The organism is Kitasatospora sp. NPDC056531 (genome assembly GCF_042794375.1).
Taxonomy (GTDB): domain Bacteria; phylum Actinomycetota; class Actinomycetes; order Streptomycetales; family Streptomycetaceae; genus Kitasatospora.
Genome location: NZ_JBHTTU010000008.1, coordinates 106,391 through 122,490, shown reverse-complemented (window position 1 = coordinate 122,490; position 16,100 = coordinate 106,391). Strand labels below are relative to the sequence as shown.

Below are 16,100 nucleotides of genomic sequence, written 5' to 3'. Positions count from 1 at the left end.
TGAGACGGGGGGGGGGAGGACAGCCAACGCGTAAGGTCGCAACGACAAGACACCAAGAGGTTACTTGTCTGGCCCCGCCCACCTTTGGGTGCCCCTCCGCCGTGAACGGCGTGAACGGACGATGAAGATCAAGAAAGGAGGGTCCAACTCTGGCCGGCCGCAGCCGGGTTGGCCGGGTTGGTCATGCCCGTGGAGCCGGCCGCGGTACCGGCGACGTCCAGTGTCAGACCGTTGCCGACGTTGGTGATGGTGAGCGCGCCGCTGCCGTTCTGGGTGACCTTCCATTTCTGCCAGGGGTTGTTGGCCGAGGGGTTGAGCAGGTAGGCGCTGCCGACGCCGTTGCCGCCGGCGAGCACGGTGTGCGCCTGGGCGGCGGTGTAGCAGTTGTCGGTGATGGTCGCGGTGCCGTCCGGGTTGGCCGTGAACATCCACTGCTGGGCGGCGTTGCCGCTCTGGTAGGCGTTGATGCCGGAGTTGCCGCCGACGGGGGCGTTGCAGCCGCCCTGGACTTCGAGCGCCTGGCCCGCGGTGCCGCCCGCGCTGATCGCGTGGTACTTGCCGTCGCCGACGACGCTCGCCCGGCCGCCTCCGGTGCCGCCACCCGTGCCGGTGCCCGCGCCGGTGAGGCGGTAGAGCGCGACGCCGTGCGCGGCGATCCAGTTGCCGCCGACGGAGCCGGTGGCGGTGCCGGTGGCGCCCGTCCACAGCTCCCGGTAGCCGTAGCCGGAGCCGGTCAGGCCGAGGTCGGCGAAGCTCGCGCTGATCATGGCCCAGTTGTTCGGGTCCTGGTTGATCAGCGCCACCGCCATGTCACCGTTGGCGAGTTGGCGCTTGAGGACCACGGGGGCGGTCGGCGAGGAGGGCGGGTTGCCGACCAGGGTGGCGGGCTTGGCGAGGCTGTCCTGGTCGACGGCGATCATGTCGCGGTTCTTGAGGAGCGACAGCGCGGAGGAGCTGATGCCGGTGGACCAGGTGTAGCCGTTCGCGGTGTGCTGCGAGTCGGCGGCGGTGCGCAGGTCCGCGCCGGAGATGAGCGGGGCCGCCATCATCGACAGTACGGACAGCTCGGTGCGCGACTCGTCGTCCGTGAAGGGCTTGTTGCCCTTGTAGGTGTCGGTGACGCCCCAAACGCCGTTCGGGTCCTGCCAGCCGGCGAACATCATGTCCAGGTCGTTCCAGCTGCCGGGGTGGACGTTGCCCGGGTACTTCAGTGCGGTCTGCAGCTGGCCGTTGTAGAGCACGCCGTCCAGCTCGCTGTCCCGGTCGCCGCCGATCCGGCACATGTTGGCGACCTGGCCGCACCAGATTCCGGTGGGCGAGTAGCCGGGCGCCTGGTGCGGCGGGGTCGGTCCGGCGGCCGTGATCAGCGGATCGGTCCGGGCCGGGTCGCCGGCGTTCAGCAGGTAGGGGATGCCGGTGTGCGCGGGCTGCGCGGACAGACTGAGCGTGACCTTGGGCTTGCCCGCGGCACCGGTCGCCGCGTCGAGGGCGCGCTGGAAGGTCTGGGTTCGGGCGTAGATGGACTGGGTGAGCTCCCTGCCCTCGCCCTGCGGGTAGTAGGCGTAGCCGTCGGGGCCGTAGATGGTGGGGCCGTAGGGGCAGTCGTCGTACTTGACGAAGTCGACGCCCCAGGAGACGAAGTCGGCGGCGTCGGTGGTCTCGTGGCCGAGGCTGCCGGGGTGGCCCTGGCAGGTGGTGTAGGTGTCGGTGGCGTAGAGGCCGAACTTCATGCCCTTGCTGTGGGCGTACCAGGCCAGGTACTGGATGCCGTTGACGGTCTTGCCGTCGACGGTCTGCGCGGGGAACTGGTTGGGCTCCGGGAACAGGTGGCCGCTGGTGGTGTCGTTCCCGCCTCCGTCGGTGCCGCTGACCGGATTGCCGTTGTTGTCGTAGAGCTGCATGGCGCCGTCGGCGGTCTTGGCGAAGTCCGTGCTCTGGCCGTCCCGGTGGCGCATCGACCAGCCGTCGTCGACGGTGACGGTGTCGTAGCCCGCCTGCACCAGGCCGTTGGCCGACATGAAGTCGATGGTCTGCTTGATCTCGCTCTCGGTGACGTAGGCACCGATGCTGTTCCACGAGTTCCAACCCATGGGCGGAGTCAGGGCGTTGCCGTTGCCGAGGGCGGCGGCCGGAGTGGCGGTGACGAGTGCCGCGGCACTGAGGCCGGAGGCCGCGAGGGCGGTGGCGGCGAGTATGCCGACGACGCGATGTGGAGTTCTGCGCATGTGGGGGCTTCCCGAGTGGGTGAGTGAGCCCTGTATGAGGGCAGGGCGAGGGTGCCATACGATATTGCACCTATCAGGAACCCACAAGATTCAACACAACAGCACTTTCCGGGGGGTGAGCGTCCGTTCGTCGTGTACCGTCCCGGCCATGATCAAGATCGTGCCGTTCACCGGCGGAGAGAAGGAAAGCCTGCACGCGGCCCTCGACCGGCACCGCGACGCGGTGCTGTGGAAGGTCGAGGGCCTGGACGACGAGCAGCTGCGCCGGCCGCTGACGCCCTCGGGGACGAACCTGCTGGGGCTGGTCAAGCACCTCGGCGGCGCCGAACTCGGCTGGTTCCGCGAGACCTTCGGTCTGGAGACCGGACCGCTGCCGTTCGACCTCGACTCCGACGAGAGCTCCGACCTGCGGATCGAGCCGCACGAGTCGACGGCGGACGTGCTGGCCTTCTACGCCCGCGCCCGGGCCGCCGCCGACGAGGCGATCGACCGGCTGGAGCTGGACTCCCTCGGCACCTCCTGGTCGGGCCGGACGGTGTCGCTGCGCTGGGTGCTGATCCACATGACCACCGAGACCGCCCGGCACGCCGGACACATGGACATCCTGCGCGAACTCACCGACGGCGCGACCGGGGACCACAACCGCAGCTGAGCCCGGGCTACTTGTGGGCGGCGACCGAAGCCGCCGCCCCGCCCGGGCCCTGCGCTCAGGCGGTGTAGCCGCCGTCCACCGCGAGGGCGGTGCCGGTGACGTAGCGTCCACCGGGACCGGCCAGGAAGGCCACCGCGGCGGCGATGTCCTCGGCCTCGCCGAACCGGTCCAGGGCGGTGAGCCCGCGCTGGAAGTCGGCGGAGTCGCCGTCGGCCGGGTTCATGTCGGTGTCGATCGGGCCCGGGTCCACGATGGTGGCGGTGATCCCGCGCGGGCCGAGCTCCCGGGCCAGGCCCTTGGTCAGCCCGGTCAGCGCGGTCTTGGCGGTCGCCTGGAGGACGAAGTTCGCACCGGGGACGCGCCCGTTGAAGCAGGAGCCGATGCTGATGATCCGCCCGCCCCCGCCCATGTGCCGGGCGGCCGCCTGCGCGGCCAGGAACACCGAGCGGATGTCGACGGCGAGCACCCGGTCGAGCTCCTCGACCGACACCTCGGTGAGCGGGCCGTAGGTGAGGAAGCCCGCGTTGTTCACCAGGATGTCGATGCCGCCCAGCTCGCGGACGGTCTCCTCCACCGCCCGCGCGGCGGCGTCCGGCTCGACCAGGTCCGCCCGGATCGCCAGCGCCCGGCCGCCGGTCGCCTCGATCTCCTTGACCACCCGCCGGGCCTGCTCCTCGGCCCTGACGTAGGTCAGCGCCACCGCCGCCCCCTCGGCCGCCAGCCGCTTGGCCACCGCCGCGCCGATGCCCCGGCTGCCGCCGGTCACCAGGGCCACCTTGCCGGTCAGCTCGCTCATCCCTCGTTCCCCCTTCGTGGTTACCGCGTTCGTCGCACACCGACGGTATGAGCTGACACCGGTGTCAGGTTCAAGCCCTCACGGCCGGGCCGCCTGGTAGTTCGGCAACGGCTCCTCCGGCGCCGGCCGCTTCGCCGAGCGCATGGCCAGGGTCAGCACGGCCAGCCCGGCGAACAGCGCTGCGGCGATCAGCCCGTTGACGTGCAGCCCGGCGGTGAACGCCGCCCGGGCACCGCGGAGCAGTTCGGCGCCTTGCTCGGCGGGCAGGTGCCGGGCGGCCTCGACGGCGCCCGCCAGCGAGTCGGAGCCGCCCGCCCGGGCGCGGTAGACCGCGGCGGCCACCGTGCCGAGCAGCGCGAAGCCGAGCGAGCCGCCGAAGTAGTTGCCGGTCTCCGACATCGAGGCCGCCGAGCCCGCCCGCTCCGGCGGCACCGAGCCGAGGACCAGCCCGGTGCCCAGGGCGAACAGCGGTCCGGTGCCCAGGGCGAGCACCGTGATGCCGCTCATCACCAGTGGCAGCGAGCCCTGACCGTCGTCGGCGGCGACCAGCAGCAGGCCACCCAGCGCCGAACAGGCCAGCCCGCCCGCGATCGCGGTGGTGTCGTCCATCCGGCGGGCCAGCCACGGCGCGGCCGTGGTGCCGACCGCCACGCCCAGGCCCATCGGGGCGAACAGCACTGCGGAGGCGACCGGCGAGTGGCCCAGCACGCTCTGCAGGTACTGGGTCACCAGCAGGCCGGTGCCGGCCATCGCGACCCCGGCGAGCACCAGCGAGACCAGCACGGCCGTGAACGGGCGGCTGCGCAGCAGTCGCAGGTCCAGCAGCGGCCGCTGCTGCCCCAACTGCCGCCGGACGAAGGCGTACCCGACGGCGGCGCCGACGAGCAGGGCCAGCGCCGGGACCAGCGGCGCGTCCTCGACCGGCAGCTGCTTGACGCCGTACAGCACCAGCAGCACCGCCACCAGCGACAGCCCGACCCCGGCCGGGTCCGGCCGCCCGGCCGCCTCGCTGCGGAACTCCGGCAGCAGGAACGGCCCGGCGATCAGGAGCACCGCCATCGCCGGGACGGCGGCCAGGAACACCGACCCCCACCAGAAGTGCTGGAGCAGGAACCCGGCCAACACCGGCCCGAGCGCACCGCCCGCGAACTGGCAGGTGGCCCAGACGGCGATGGCCTGCCCGCGCTGCCGCCCGTCCCGGAACATGTTGGTGATCAGGGCGAGCGTGGACGGCGCCAGGGTCGCGCCCGCGACGCCGAGCAGGGCCCGCGCGACGATCAGCATCAGTGGGTCGACCGCGAAGGCGGCGACCACCGACAGCACCGCGAAGGCCGCCGCACCGGTCAGCAGCAGGCGTCGGCGGCCGATCCGGTCGCCGAGCGTGCCCATGGTGATGACCAGACCGGCCACCATCAGTCCGTAGCTGTCGCTGATCCACAGCTGCTGGACGCCGTCGGCGCCCAGGTCGGCGCTCAGCCGTGGAAGGGCGAGCAACAGCGCCGTCACGTCCATCGCGACCAGCAGTGTCGGCAGCATCAGGACGGCCAGTCCCAGTCGTGCCCGGGTGACGTCCATCCCGGCGACTCCTCTCCTCGGAAACGTTGTCGCGGGGTGGTCGGAGCGGCCCGGGGCTTCTTGACATCGGTGAGCGGTGTGACGGCGGAGAACTCGTGGGAGATTTCTCGGCCGGGGATGTCAAGAAGGCGGCGGCGGCTCCGACCGACGGTCGAAGGGCCCAGTCGGGGCCCGCCCACGACGAGGAGTACGCGATGAAGTTCCTGATCGGCCTGCACATCAACCCGGCCGTGCTGGACGCGCTGACCGACGAGGAGAAGGCGGCGATCGGCGCCGGGCACGGCAGGTTCATCGAGGCGCTGAAGTCCTCCGGCGAGCTGATCCTCACCCAGGCACTGGTCGACCCGTCCCAGTCCGCGGTGGTCACCGTTCGGGGCGGCCAGCCCGCGGTGACCGACGGCCCGTTCCTGGAGGCCAAGGAGTTCCTGGGCGGCTTCTACCTGGTCGACTGCGAGAACCGGGAGCGGGCGATCGAGCTCGCCGCGCAGATCCCGGACGCCGCGATCGAGGGGTTGGGCGTCGAGGTGCGTCAGGTGATGTTCTCCGACGGACACTTGGAGGCATGACAGCACCGGACTTCGAGGGCCTGCTGCGTGAGCTCACGCCGCAGGTCCTCGGCACGTTGGTACGCCGGCACGGCCGGTTCGAGGGCTGCGAGGACGCCGTGCAGGAGGCCGTCCTCGCCGCGAGCGTCCAGTGGCCGGACGAGGGGGTGCCGGAGAATCCGCGCGGCTGGCTGGTGACCGTCGCCTCCCGGCGGCTGGTGGACCAGGTCCGCAGCGACCACGCCCGCCGCGAGCGCGAGAGCGCGACCACCGCCGCCGAGGTGGTGCCCGAGGACGTGCCGGACACCGACGACACCCTGCTCCTGCTCTTTCTCTGCTGCCACCCGGCGCTGACCGCGGCCTCGCAGACCGCGCTCACCCTGCGGGCGGTCGGCGGCCTGACCACCGCCGAGATCGCCCGCGCCTTCCTGGTGCCGGAGGCCACCATGGCGGCCCGGATCAGCCGGGCCAAGCAGCGGATCAGGGCGGCCGGCAGCTCGTTCACCCTCCCCGAGGGCGCGGAGCGCGACGAGCGGCTCCGGGTCGTCCTGCACGTGCTCTACCTGATCTTCAACGAGGGCTACACCGCCTCCTCGGGCAGCGAGCTGGAGCGCGCCGACCTCGCCCGGGAGGCGATCCGGCTGGCCCGGACGGTGCACGCCCAGCTCCCCGAGGACGGCGAGGTGACCGGCCTGCTCGCGCTGATGCTGCTCACCCACGCCCGCCGGGCGGCCCGCACCACCGCCACGGGCGACCTGGTTCCGCTGGCCGAGCAGGACCGCACGAGCTGGGACGGCGCCCTGCTGGACGAGGGCACGGCGCTGGCCAAGGCCGCACTGGCAAGCCCCGAGCTGGGCCCGTACCAGCTGCAGGCCGCCATCGCCGCCACCCACGCCGACGCGACCACCGCCGCCGGGACCGACTGGGCGCAGGTGCACTCCCTCTACCTGATCCTGGAGCGGATCGCGCCCAATCCGATGGTCACCCTCAACCGGGCCGTCGCCCTCGCCGAGCTGGCCGGCCCGCAGGCCGGCCTCGCCCTGCTGGCCACCCTGGACGCCGACCAGCGGATGGCCGGGCACCACCGGCTGCTGTCCGTGCGGGCACACCTGCTGGAGCGCGCCGGCGACCGGGTCGGGGCGTACGACCACTACCGCCGGGCGGCGCGGGCCACCGCGAGCCTGGCCGAGCAGCGGTTCCTGTCGGCCCGGGCCGCGCGGATACGGCCCTGACGGCTGCGGCCGCAGGGCGGGTACGGCCGGCGCCTGCCCCGCCGCGGACCACCCGTACGGAGGGGGCGGCGGTATGGCCGAGGTAAGGCCCACCTAGGCTGTATGCCAAGCAAAACGGGCGAACCGGACCCGCACCAGGGACCACGAGGACGGAAAGCAGGACCCGCCGATGGGCGACGGAATGTCAGGAATGCACCACCACGGCGGGATGACCCGACTAGGCCCGTTCACCCTCTCCAATGTGTGGACCTGGTCCCCGGACTGGGTGTTCCTGCTCGGCGGCCTGGTCGCGCTCGGGCTGTACCTGTTCGGCGTGGTCCGGCTGTACCGGCGCGGCGACCGCTGGCCGATCGGCCGGGTGGTCGGCTGGGTGGCCGGCGTCGGCAGCCTGCTGCTGGTCACCTGCTCGGGGCTGAACGACTACGGCATGGTGCTGTTCAGCGCGCACATGATCCAGCACATGGTGCTGTCGATGCTGACGCCGATCCTGCTGCTGCTCGGCGCCCCGATCACCCTCTCCCTGCGCGCGCTGCGCCCGGCGGGCAAGGGCCGCCCGCGCGGTCCGCGCGAGCTGCTGGTGGCACTGCTGCACAGCCGGTACGTCCGGGTGATCTCGCACCCGGCGTTCACCATCCCGATGTTCATCGCGAGCCTGTACGGGGTCTACTTCACCCCGCTGTTCGACTTCCTGATGCAGTACCGCCTCGGGCACATCTTCATGATGGTGCACTTCCTCATGACCGGTCTGACCTTCTTCTGGCCGATCATGGGCGTGGACCCGGGCCCGCACCGCCCGGGCCATGTGATGCGGATCATCGAGCTGTTCATGGGGATGCCCTTCCACGCCTTCTTCGGCGTGGCGGTGATGATGGCCAGCCACCCGCTGGTCTCCACCTTCACCGTCCAGGGCGCACCACCCGGGACGGACCTCCTGGAGGACCAGAAACTGGCCGGCGGCATCACCTGGGCCTTCGGCGAGATCCCGACCGCGATCGTGCTGATCGCCCTGGTCTACCAGTGGATGGGCTCCGAGCAGCGGCAGGCCCGTCGCCGCGACCGCGCCGAGGAGCGCAGCGGCGACGCCGAGCTGGAGGCGTACAACGCCTACCTGGCCTCGCTGAACAAGCGCGGCCAGCGCCCGGGGTCGGCCGGCACCGCCGCCGCACCCGCGACTCCCGTCACCCCCGCCACCCCGGCCGCCGACGCCGGCTGAGACCGCCCGACCGGACCTCCCGGAGCCCGCGTTCCTCCCTGAGAACGCGGGCTCCGTGGCGTTTCGGAACGGTGTCCCCACCGGGTGCGTTCGACGGGTATGCGCGCCCTGTTCCTGCTGCCCGTGCTGCTCGGCGGGTACGTCCTGCTCTGGCTGCTCGGCTTCCTCGGCTGCGCGCTGCACCAGCGCCGTCGGCCGGTGCCCGCCGGCTCCGACTACCTGGTGGTCCTGGGCGCCGCGCTGGACGGCTGCGAGCCCGCGCCGACCCTGGCGGCCCGGCTGGACGCCGCGCTGGAACGCTTCGCCGCCGAGGAGGCCGCCGGGTACGCGCCGCTGCTGCTGGTGACCGGCGGCAAGGGCCCGCACGAGGAGTGCACCGAGGCCGCCGCGATGGCCCGCTACCTGATCGCCCGGGGCGTCCCGGCCGAACGGATCCGGCGCGAGGAGCGGGCCGTGAACACCGTCGAGAACCTGCGCAACAGCGCCGCCCTGATGGCCGCCGAGCGCCCCGGCTACCGCTGCACGGTGGTCACCAGCGGCTTCCACACCGTCCGCTCCGCCCTGGCCGCCCGCCGGGCCGGCTCCCCCGCCCGGGTGCTCGGCGCGGACGCACTGCTCGCGCACGGCCCGTACCAGCTGCTGCGCGAGGCAGTGGGCACGGCGCTCGCGCTGCCGCGCGCCAACGGCGCCGCCCTCCTGTTGCTGACCGGAACCGGGGTGGTGCTCGGGCTGGCCTGAACGGGCCATGGGATCTTACCGCCCGGTCCGTCAGTACGAGGACGGAAACCGGGCGCGCGGGGGGCGGGCATGGCACAACCGGAGAACGAGTGGAACCCGCTCCAACGGATCGGCGTCGCGGTCAGCGTGGTGGCCTTCGCGACCGCGGTGGTGGTGGCCGGCCTGGCCGCCCGGGACTGGACGCTGGACGACCCGGCCTGGCTCGGCGCGCGCCCCTGGATGGTCGGCCTGGCGCTGCTGGTGGGTCTGCTCGGCCTGGTCCCGGCGCTGGGCTGGGCCGAGGCGGGCGCAGGCCTCATGGTGTTCCTGTTCTTCGCGGTGCCGACCGTCGTCGACACCGCGCTGACCACCCAGGTCGTCCAGGACGTCCGACAGTGGCTGCGCACCGACCAGTCGGTGACCGTCACCCTCAGCGGCTGCCACCGCTCGGGCACCCGGACGGTCGTGATCGACAACTACCAGGACACCAGCGACGTCTACGACTGCACCTACTCCTGGACGGCCGGGGGCCGGAGCTGGGAGCAGGTCCGCACGACCGAGAAGAACCGCCGCGACGGCTATCGGACGACCATGTGGACGGACCCGTCGACCGGTGAGCTCGCCGACCACGACATCGTCAGCACGGCCTTGGGGGTCTTCTGGACCGGCGTCGTCGCCCTGCCGGCGCTGTTCTTCGGCGTCGGCCTGCCCATCCTGCTGCACGAATCCCGGCTGCTGCGACGGCCCGCCCGGGAAATCCCCGAGGCGGCCTGACACGCGGGGAGGCCCCCGGGCCCGCCGCAGCGGACCCGGGGGCCTCCCGGTGCTTCAACCCGACCGGCGTCAGCCGAGATTGGCCAGCGCCTCGTTGAAGGTCTTGGACGGGCGCATCACGGCGGCGGCCTTGGCCGGGTCCGGCTGGTAGTAGCCGCCGAGGTCGACCGCCGAGCCCTGGACGGCGATCAGCTCGTCCACGATGGCCTGCTCCTGCTCGGTCAGCACCTTGGCCAGACCGTCGAAGGCCTTGGCCAGCTCGGCGTCGGCGGTCTGCTTGGCCAGCTCCTGGGCCCAGTACATGGCCAGGTAGAAGTGGCTGCCGCGGTTGTCGATGCCACCGAGGCGACGGCTCGGCGACTTGTCCTCGTTGAGGAAGGTGCCGGTGGCGCGGTCCAGGGTGTCGGCCAGCACCTGGGCGTGGGCGTTGCCGGTGCTGGTGGCCAGGTGCTCGAAGCTGGCGGCCAGCGCGAAGAACTCGCCCAGGCTGTCCCAGCGCAGGTAGTTCTCCTTGACCAGCTGCTGGACGTGCTTCGGGGCGGAGCCGCCGGCGCCGGTCTCGAACAGGCCGCCGCCCGCCATCAGCGGGACGATCGACAGCATCTTGGCGCTGGTGCCCAGCTCCAGGATCGGGAACAGGTCGGTCAGGTAGTCACGCAGCACGTTGCCGGTCACCGAGATGGTGTTCTCGCCGCGGCGGATGCGCTCCAGCGTGAACTCGGTGGCCTCGACCGGGGACTTGATCTCGATCTGCAGGCCGGTGGTGTCGTGCTCCGGCAGGTAGGTCTTGACCTTCTCGATCAGCACGGCGTCGTGGGCGCGGTTCCCGTCCAGCCAGAACACCGCCGGGTCGCCGGTGGCGCGGGCGCGGGTGACGGCCAGCTTGACCCAGTCCTGGATCGGCGCGTCCTTGGTCTGGCAGGCGCGGAAGATGTCGCCGGGCTGGACGGCCTGCTCCAGCACCACGTTGCCCTCGGCGTCGACCAGGCGGACGGTGCCGGCGGCCGCGATCTCGAAGGTCTTGTCGTGGGAGCCGTACTCCTCGGCCGCCTGGGCCATCAGGCCGACGTTCGGGACCGAGCCGATGGTGGCCGGGTCCAGGGCGCCGTTGGCGCGGCAGTCGTCGATGACGGCCTGGTACACGCCGGCGTAGCTGTGGTCCGGCAGCACGGCGAGGGTGTCGGCCTCCTGGCCGTCCGGGCCCCACATGTGGCCGGAGGTGCGGATCATGGCCGGCATCGAGGCGTCGACGATGACGTCGCTCGGCACGTGCAGGTTGGTGATGCCCTTGTCCGAGTCGACCATGGCCAGGGCCGGACCCTCGGCCAGCTCGGCCTCGAAGGAGGCCTTGATCTCGGCACCCAGGTGCGGCACGTTGTCGAGGCCGGCCAGGATGCCGCCGAGGCCGTTGTTCGGGTTCAGACCGGCGGCGACCAGCACCTCGCCGTACTTGGCGAAGGTCTTCGGGAAGAAGGCGCGGACCACGTGGCCGAAGATGATCGGGTCGGAGACCTTCATCATGGTGGCCTTGAGGTGCACCGAGAACAGCACGCCCTCGGCCTTGGCGCGGGCGACCTGGGCGGCCAGGAACTCGTTCAGGGCGGCGGCGCGCATCACCGAGGCGTCGACGACCTCGCCGGCCAGCACCGGGACCTTCTCGCGCAGCACGGTGGTGGTGCCGTCCTGGCCGAGCAGCTCGATGCGCAGGGCGCCGTCGGCGGCGATCACGGTGGACTTCTCGGTGCTCGCGAAGTCATTCTCGCCCATGGTGGCGACGTTGGTCTTGGACTCGGCGGTCCAGGCACCCATGCGGTGCGGGTGGGTCTTGGCGTAGTTCTTGACCGACAGCGGGGCGCGGCGGTCCGAGTTGCCCTCGCGCAGGACCGGGTTGACGGCGCTGCCCTTGACCTTGTCGTAGCGGGCGCGGACGTCCTTGTCCTCGTCGGTCTGCGGGTCGTCCGGGTAGTCCGGCAGGGCGTAGCCCTGGGCCTGCAGCTCGGCGATGGCGGCCTTCAGCTGCGGCACGGAGGCCGAGATGTTCGGCAGCTTGATGATGTTGGCGCCCGGGGTCTTGGCGAGCTCACCCAGCTCGGCCAGGGCGTCGCCGATCCGCTGGGCCTCGGTCAGACGCTCCGGGAAGCTGGCGATGATGCGCCCGGCCAGGGAGATGTCACGGGTCTCCACCCGCACACCCGCCGTCGAGGCGTACGCCTGGACCACCGGCAGGAACGAGTAGGTCGCCAGGGCCGGAGCCTCGTCGGTGTGCGTATAGATGATGGTCGAGTCAGTCATCGGTACTCCGCTTCACGTCTCCAACGTCTTGATGTCAAGATATCTCGTCCCGGGCCCCTCGCTCCACCTCCCCCCGCCCCGGAGTGCGCGCCGGTCGGATCCGGGAGCGCTCCGGCGGCCGCGACGACGGCCGACTCCACCGTGGTCCGGGGCGGGACGGGAGGCAAGCGGAGCGCTCCCGGGCCGTCCGGATCAGGTGTCGGTCGGGCACTGTTCGGGTCGCGGTCGGGCAGTGTTCGGGCGATCGCGGAAGTGATGTCGTCCAATCGGGTGAGTCGGGTGTCAGGAGTGCATCAACGCACCACCCCAATCGGTCAACGCTGCGTCAGGACCGGCGACGCCACGCCTGGCCCGGCCTAGCGTCGACGAAGTAGTCCCGGCAGGCACCATCACCCCACTCGGGAGCATTCGCATGGCCCGCGTCGTCTGGCACGTTCCGGTCACCGCCACCACCACCGGCACCGGAAGCCCCACCGCCCTCCGCCTGTTCCGCCTGCGCGACGGCCGCCGCTGCGCGGTCGGATTCTCCAGCCCCGAGGCCCTCACCGCCCTCCTGGGACCGGACCAGGCCCACACCGAGATCGGCGAGCCCGCCCTGCGCGACCTCACCGCCCCGCTCGGGGTCTCCACCCTGGTCCTGGACCCGCGGCTGGTCGCCCCGCCCGTGTCCGTCCCGACCCCGCCGCCCGCCCCGGCCTCGGCCCCGACCGCTCAACTCCAGCACCGGTGACGGCGCCGCTCCAGCTGGTCCCGGCCGGGCTCGAACCCGTGCCGGGCCGGCCCGAGCAGACCCGCACCCTGCACGCGATCGCCCGGGTCAGCTACGGGCCGGCCCCACTCGACTTCGACCGGCTGGCCGCGGAGTTCCCGGCGGTCCAGAGCGGCCTGGCCCTCGTCGGGGACGCCGACCTGGAACTCCGCCTGGCCTGCACCGGCCCGGAGGAGTTACGGGCGGTCGCCGCCGCGCTCCAGCGGGCGGGCGCCGCCAGGGTCCGGATCGACCTGGTGCTGCGGGCGCTGACCCCGCAGCCGGTGACCCTGCGGCCGGTGCCGTGAACGGCGGTTCCGGGAGAGCCCGCCGCCCTTGGACAGGCCTTAGTCCTCCTCGCCCGGGCGCGGGTTCGGGTTGACCCCCTGGCCGTCGATCGGCTCGCCCCAGGCGTCCTCGCCGACGGCGTCGACGCAGTAGCCGCTGCCCTCAACGTGTCCTCCCGCACCCCGGCACTGCTCTGCGGTGACATCGCGCCTGCCGCCCGCCGCCGCGAAGGTGGCGGGGGCGGCGGGGGCGGCGGCGCCGGCGAAGAGGAGGACGACGGTCGTGGTCGTGACGGCCACCCGGGCCAGGAGTGAGGAGTTCATGCGGCCCACGACAGCACGGCGGCGTGCGCCCGGCGACCACGACTCGCCCTGCCGGGTGCACGCCGCCGTCCTCGGTCGCTAGGACCGCGCCAGCGCCGCGATCGCGGCCAGCAGCAGCGCCGAGCCCGCCACCAGGCCCGCGGTGAGCGGCTCGCCGAGGAACAGCACCCCGATCACCGCCGCCGTCGCCGGCTCCAGCAGCACCAGCACCGAGGCCGTGGTCCCCGGTACGGCGGTGAGTCCGGTGAAGTACCAGCGGTAGGCGAGCAGGGTCGGCACCGTCCCGAGGAAGAGCAGCGCTCCCCCGGTCAGCGCCGGGTCCCCGGCCGAAGGCAGCACGCCCTGGAGTGCCGCGAACGGCAGCAGGCAGAGCAACCCGGTGGTGAAGGCGCCGGTGCTGGCTTTCGCCGTACCGCCGCCGCGCGCCCACAGGGTCAGTCCGCTCTGGCCGGCGCCGGCGAGCAACGCCAGGGCGACGCCCAACGCCGGGCGCGGCCCGGCGGCCGGGGCGGCGACCAGCAGCACGAGCCCGCCGAGGGCCAGGACCACGGCGGCCACCACCCGTCGGGTGAGGCGTTCGCCGAGCAGCACGTGGGCGCCGAGGCTGGTGAGCACCGGCCCGGCGCCGATGGTGATCAGGGTGCCCAGCCCCAGGCCCGCGTACTGCACGGAACCGAAGTAGGCGCACTGGCTGACGGCCAGCCCGATCCCGGTCAGCACGGCGGATCCCCGGCGGCCGCCGCTCCTCTTACCGGAGGGCAGCAGCGCCAGGCAGAGCGCCGCGACGCCGAAGCGCCAGCAGGTGACGGCCACGGGGCCGAGCCCGCTGGTGCGCAGCAGCAGCGCGGCCACGGCTCCACCCACGCCCCAGGCGACGGCGGCGGCGGAAATGGACAACAGGCCGTGCCGGAACGGCACGGCGGCGTAGGAGGTCATGCGTCGGTACTCCACGATGGATCGCCGGTTCAGGTCCGCGGGGTCGGCGGGCGGCAGCCATCGCCCCGGCGACGGCGGGCACTCCCGCTCGGCCGGGTCGGGTGGAGTACGCCGCCCGCTAGCGGACCGGCGGCGGGAGGATCACGAGACGCATGGGGGCCAGCCTATGCCGCCCGTCGGCGATCTTTTCCGGCCCGCCCGGGCCGACTACGGTCGAGCGGGAGCACCCTTGGGCGAAGGAGCACGCGCGATGAACCAGCTGACGCACGACGAGGTCAACGCAGCCGGGCAGCGGATCGCCGGGCGGGTGCGGCCGGTCGCGGTGGCGCCGGGTGACGACGACGGACGGACCTGGCCGGCACTGGAGGTCCTGCAGCACACCGGCAGCTTCAAGGCCCGTGGCGCGCAGAACTTCCTGCTCGCCCACGCCGAGGCGGGCGCCCTCCCGCAGGCCGGGGTCACCATCGTCTCGGGCGGCAACGCCGGGCCGGCCTGCGCCTGGGCGGCACGCGAACTCGGCGTCCGGGCAAGGGTGTTCCTGCCGGAGACGGCCTCACCGGTGAGCGTGGACGTCCCGGTCGCGTCGGTGGCTCAGGACGCACTCGGCGCCCGCCGGCCCACCGCCGTCGCCGTGCACTCGGCCGGGCACGAGAACGTCCGCTCCATACTGGTGTCCGACGACGCCATCCTGCGGGCCCGGCGGCAGCTGTGGGACGACCGCCGGATCGCCGTCGAGCACGCCGTCTCCACCGCCCTGGCGGCACTGGACCAGGTGGACGGCGAGTGCATCGCCGTCCACCTGTGCGATGCCAACACGGATCCGTCGGACCTCGTGCATTGACGCGCTCTCCCGGCTGAAGCCGGGAGATTCTGGCCCGTACCACAAGGAGCGGCACGACCATGGCTTCCTGTTTCACCGACCGGTGCCGACGTAGCCGCCGGTCTTACCGAGTCTCCACAGGCTTTCGAGCCCAAAGGCTCCGTTCCCGCCCGTCCGGCGGTACCTGACTCGCTGACCGTAGCGGACGCCGGTCCGCCTTGATGGCGAATCGGCTGTTCCTGTCCCGCTGACGCGGGCGAGTCGGCTTCACCGCCGCCGTGAACGGCGGAGCACTGCCGACGATCCCGGTAGCAGAACCGTCACGCCGTTCACGAGTCGACGGAAGATCGGCCCGCCCAGGGTGGCGGGCATGAAGCACTCGACAGCGCTCGCCACCCTGCCGCGGTTGTGGTGGCCTCCTCGGCCGTCCCCGCCCTGGCGGAAGCCGCTTGCGCCACGTCGCGGGCGCCGTCCCGGTCAGCAGCACCCGGTGCCGGTGGACGCCACCGGTCCGAACGGCACCACCCACCCCTCAGTGGCCACCCCGCGTCGGCCGCCGACCCCGACGTCGGCGACACCCCCGACGGTCACCCGCGACCCGTCTGACGGCCGACCAGCGGGCTCAGCCGATCGCCGGCGCCCGGCGGATCCAGGCGGTCCCCAGCTCCGGCTTCCCGCCACTGAAGGGCTGAACTCGCCGCATCGGCAGCGCATTTGATGAAGACCAAGCAAAAAAGGTCCCGCCCTCCGACCACTCGGAGGGCGGGACCTCTTTCCTGACAGGCGCGAGGAGAAAGATCATCAGAGTTCGTGCTCGACGGATCGTCGAGAAGCCGAGATATCCCCCCCTCGTCGACACAAAGCCCGACAGCCACGCCACGGCCGCACGACCCGAACCAGGGGCCTCCGCACGGGCCGCGAGGCCGTCAATTTGGCACCCCGTCATTGCGGTCCAACGCCGCTT

15 protein-coding genes are annotated in these 16,100 nt (G+C 72.5%); 9 read left to right on the top strand and 6 right to left on the bottom strand.

Features of this window, described 5'->3' with window-relative positions; translation table 11 throughout:
* Window positions 1-128 precede the first annotated feature (128 nt).
* A complete protein-coding gene (locus ACFQ87_RS11165) occupies window positions 129-2,225 on the bottom strand; it encodes an alpha-galactosidase (RefSeq protein ID WP_380610372.1) in 2,097 nt (698 codons plus the stop codon).
* 148 nt (window positions 2,226-2,373) lie between these two features.
* Between ACFQ87_RS11165 and ACFQ87_RS11160 the strand changes: the two genes are divergently transcribed.
* Window positions 2,374-2,877: a DinB family protein gene (locus ACFQ87_RS11160; protein ID WP_380610371.1), complete on the top strand. Its 504-nt coding sequence runs from the start codon at window positions 2,374-2,376 to the stop codon at window positions 2,875-2,877.
* 55 nt (window positions 2,878-2,932) lie between these two features.
* On the opposite strand, the gene ACFQ87_RS11155 is transcribed toward ACFQ87_RS11160, so the two are convergent.
* Both ACFQ87_RS11155 and ACFQ87_RS11150 read right to left on the bottom strand, forming a co-directional pair.
* The gene (locus tag ACFQ87_RS11155) at window positions 2,933-3,673 is read right to left on the bottom strand and encodes an SDR family NAD(P)-dependent oxidoreductase (protein WP_380610370.1); all 741 of its coding nucleotides are present in this window, start codon (window positions 3,671-3,673) and stop codon (window positions 2,933-2,935) included.
* Between the two features lie 78 nt (window positions 3,674-3,751).
* Window positions 3,752-5,248, bottom strand: a complete 1,497-nt coding sequence (locus ACFQ87_RS11150; RefSeq protein ID WP_380610369.1) for an MFS transporter — start codon at window positions 5,246-5,248, stop codon at window positions 3,752-3,754.
* Between the two features lie 95 nt (window positions 5,249-5,343).
* Between ACFQ87_RS11150 and ACFQ87_RS11145 the strand changes: the two genes are divergently transcribed.
* From ACFQ87_RS11145 to ACFQ87_RS11125, 5 genes are all read left to right on the top strand, one after another.
* The gene (locus ACFQ87_RS11145) at window positions 5,344-5,814 is read left to right on the top strand and encodes a YciI family protein (RefSeq protein WP_380610368.1); all 471 of its coding nucleotides are present in this window, start codon (window positions 5,344-5,346) and stop codon (window positions 5,812-5,814) included.
* Complete coding sequence (locus ACFQ87_RS11140; RefSeq protein ID WP_380610367.1) at window positions 5,811-7,025, top strand: RNA polymerase sigma factor; 1,215 nt, start codon at window positions 5,811-5,813, stop codon at window positions 7,023-7,025. Before ACFQ87_RS11145 ends, ACFQ87_RS11140 begins: the two co-directional genes overlap by 4 nt.
* 190 nt (window positions 7,026-7,215) lie before the next feature.
* Entirely contained in the window at window positions 7,216-8,238 is a 1,023-nt protein-coding gene (locus ACFQ87_RS11135) for a cytochrome c oxidase assembly protein (protein ID WP_380610446.1), read from the top strand.
* 99 nt (window positions 8,239-8,337) lie between these two features.
* Window positions 8,338-8,976, top strand: coding sequence for a YdcF family protein (locus ACFQ87_RS11130; RefSeq protein ID WP_380610366.1), 639 nt, complete (start codon window positions 8,338-8,340; stop codon window positions 8,974-8,976).
* A gap of 69 nt (window positions 8,977-9,045) precedes the next feature.
* On the top strand, window positions 9,046-9,729 hold the full coding sequence (locus ACFQ87_RS11125) for a hypothetical protein (RefSeq protein WP_380610365.1): 684 nt from the start codon (window positions 9,046-9,048) through the stop codon (window positions 9,727-9,729).
* A 69-nt stretch (window positions 9,730-9,798) separates the two neighbouring features.
* On the opposite strand, the gene ACFQ87_RS11120 is transcribed toward ACFQ87_RS11125, so the two are convergent.
* The gene (locus ACFQ87_RS11120) at window positions 9,799-12,021 is read right to left on the bottom strand and encodes an NADP-dependent isocitrate dehydrogenase (RefSeq protein WP_380610364.1); all 2,223 of its coding nucleotides are present in this window, start codon (window positions 12,019-12,021) and stop codon (window positions 9,799-9,801) included.
* A gap of 412 nt (window positions 12,022-12,433) precedes the next feature.
* Here ACFQ87_RS11120 and ACFQ87_RS11115 point away from each other — a divergent pair, with 412 nt between their 5' ends.
* Both ACFQ87_RS11115 and ACFQ87_RS11110 read left to right on the top strand, forming a co-directional pair.
* Window positions 12,434-12,751 (top strand): SAV_915 family protein, encoded by a 318-nt coding sequence (locus tag ACFQ87_RS11115; RefSeq protein ID WP_380610363.1) that lies wholly within the window; start codon window positions 12,434-12,436, stop codon window positions 12,749-12,751.
* Window positions 12,748-13,077 carry a hypothetical protein gene (locus ACFQ87_RS11110; protein ID WP_380610362.1) on the top strand — a complete coding sequence of 110 codons (330 nt, stop codon included), beginning with the start codon at window positions 12,748-12,750 and terminating at the stop codon, window positions 13,075-13,077. Before ACFQ87_RS11115 ends, ACFQ87_RS11110 begins: the two co-directional genes overlap by 4 nt.
* A gap of 39 nt (window positions 13,078-13,116) precedes the next feature.
* Here the strand turns inward: ACFQ87_RS11110 and ACFQ87_RS11105 are convergent, their stop codons facing one another.
* Together ACFQ87_RS11105 and ACFQ87_RS11100 are read right to left on the bottom strand one after the other, a co-directional pair.
* The gene (locus ACFQ87_RS11105) at window positions 13,117-13,380 is read right to left on the bottom strand and encodes a hypothetical protein (RefSeq protein ID WP_380610361.1); all 264 of its coding nucleotides are present in this window, start codon (window positions 13,378-13,380) and stop codon (window positions 13,117-13,119) included.
* Between the two features lie 78 nt (window positions 13,381-13,458).
* Entirely contained in the window at window positions 13,459-14,316 is an 858-nt protein-coding gene (locus tag ACFQ87_RS11100; protein ID WP_380610360.1) for an EamA family transporter, read from the bottom strand.
* Window positions 14,317-14,566: 250 nt separating this feature from the next.
* Here ACFQ87_RS11100 and ACFQ87_RS11095 point away from each other — a divergent pair, with 250 nt between their 5' ends.
* A complete protein-coding gene (locus ACFQ87_RS11095; protein ID WP_380610359.1) occupies window positions 14,567-15,157 on the top strand; it encodes a pyridoxal-phosphate dependent enzyme in 591 nt (196 codons plus the stop codon).
* The last annotated feature ends 943 nt before the right edge of the window (window positions 15,158-16,100 follow it).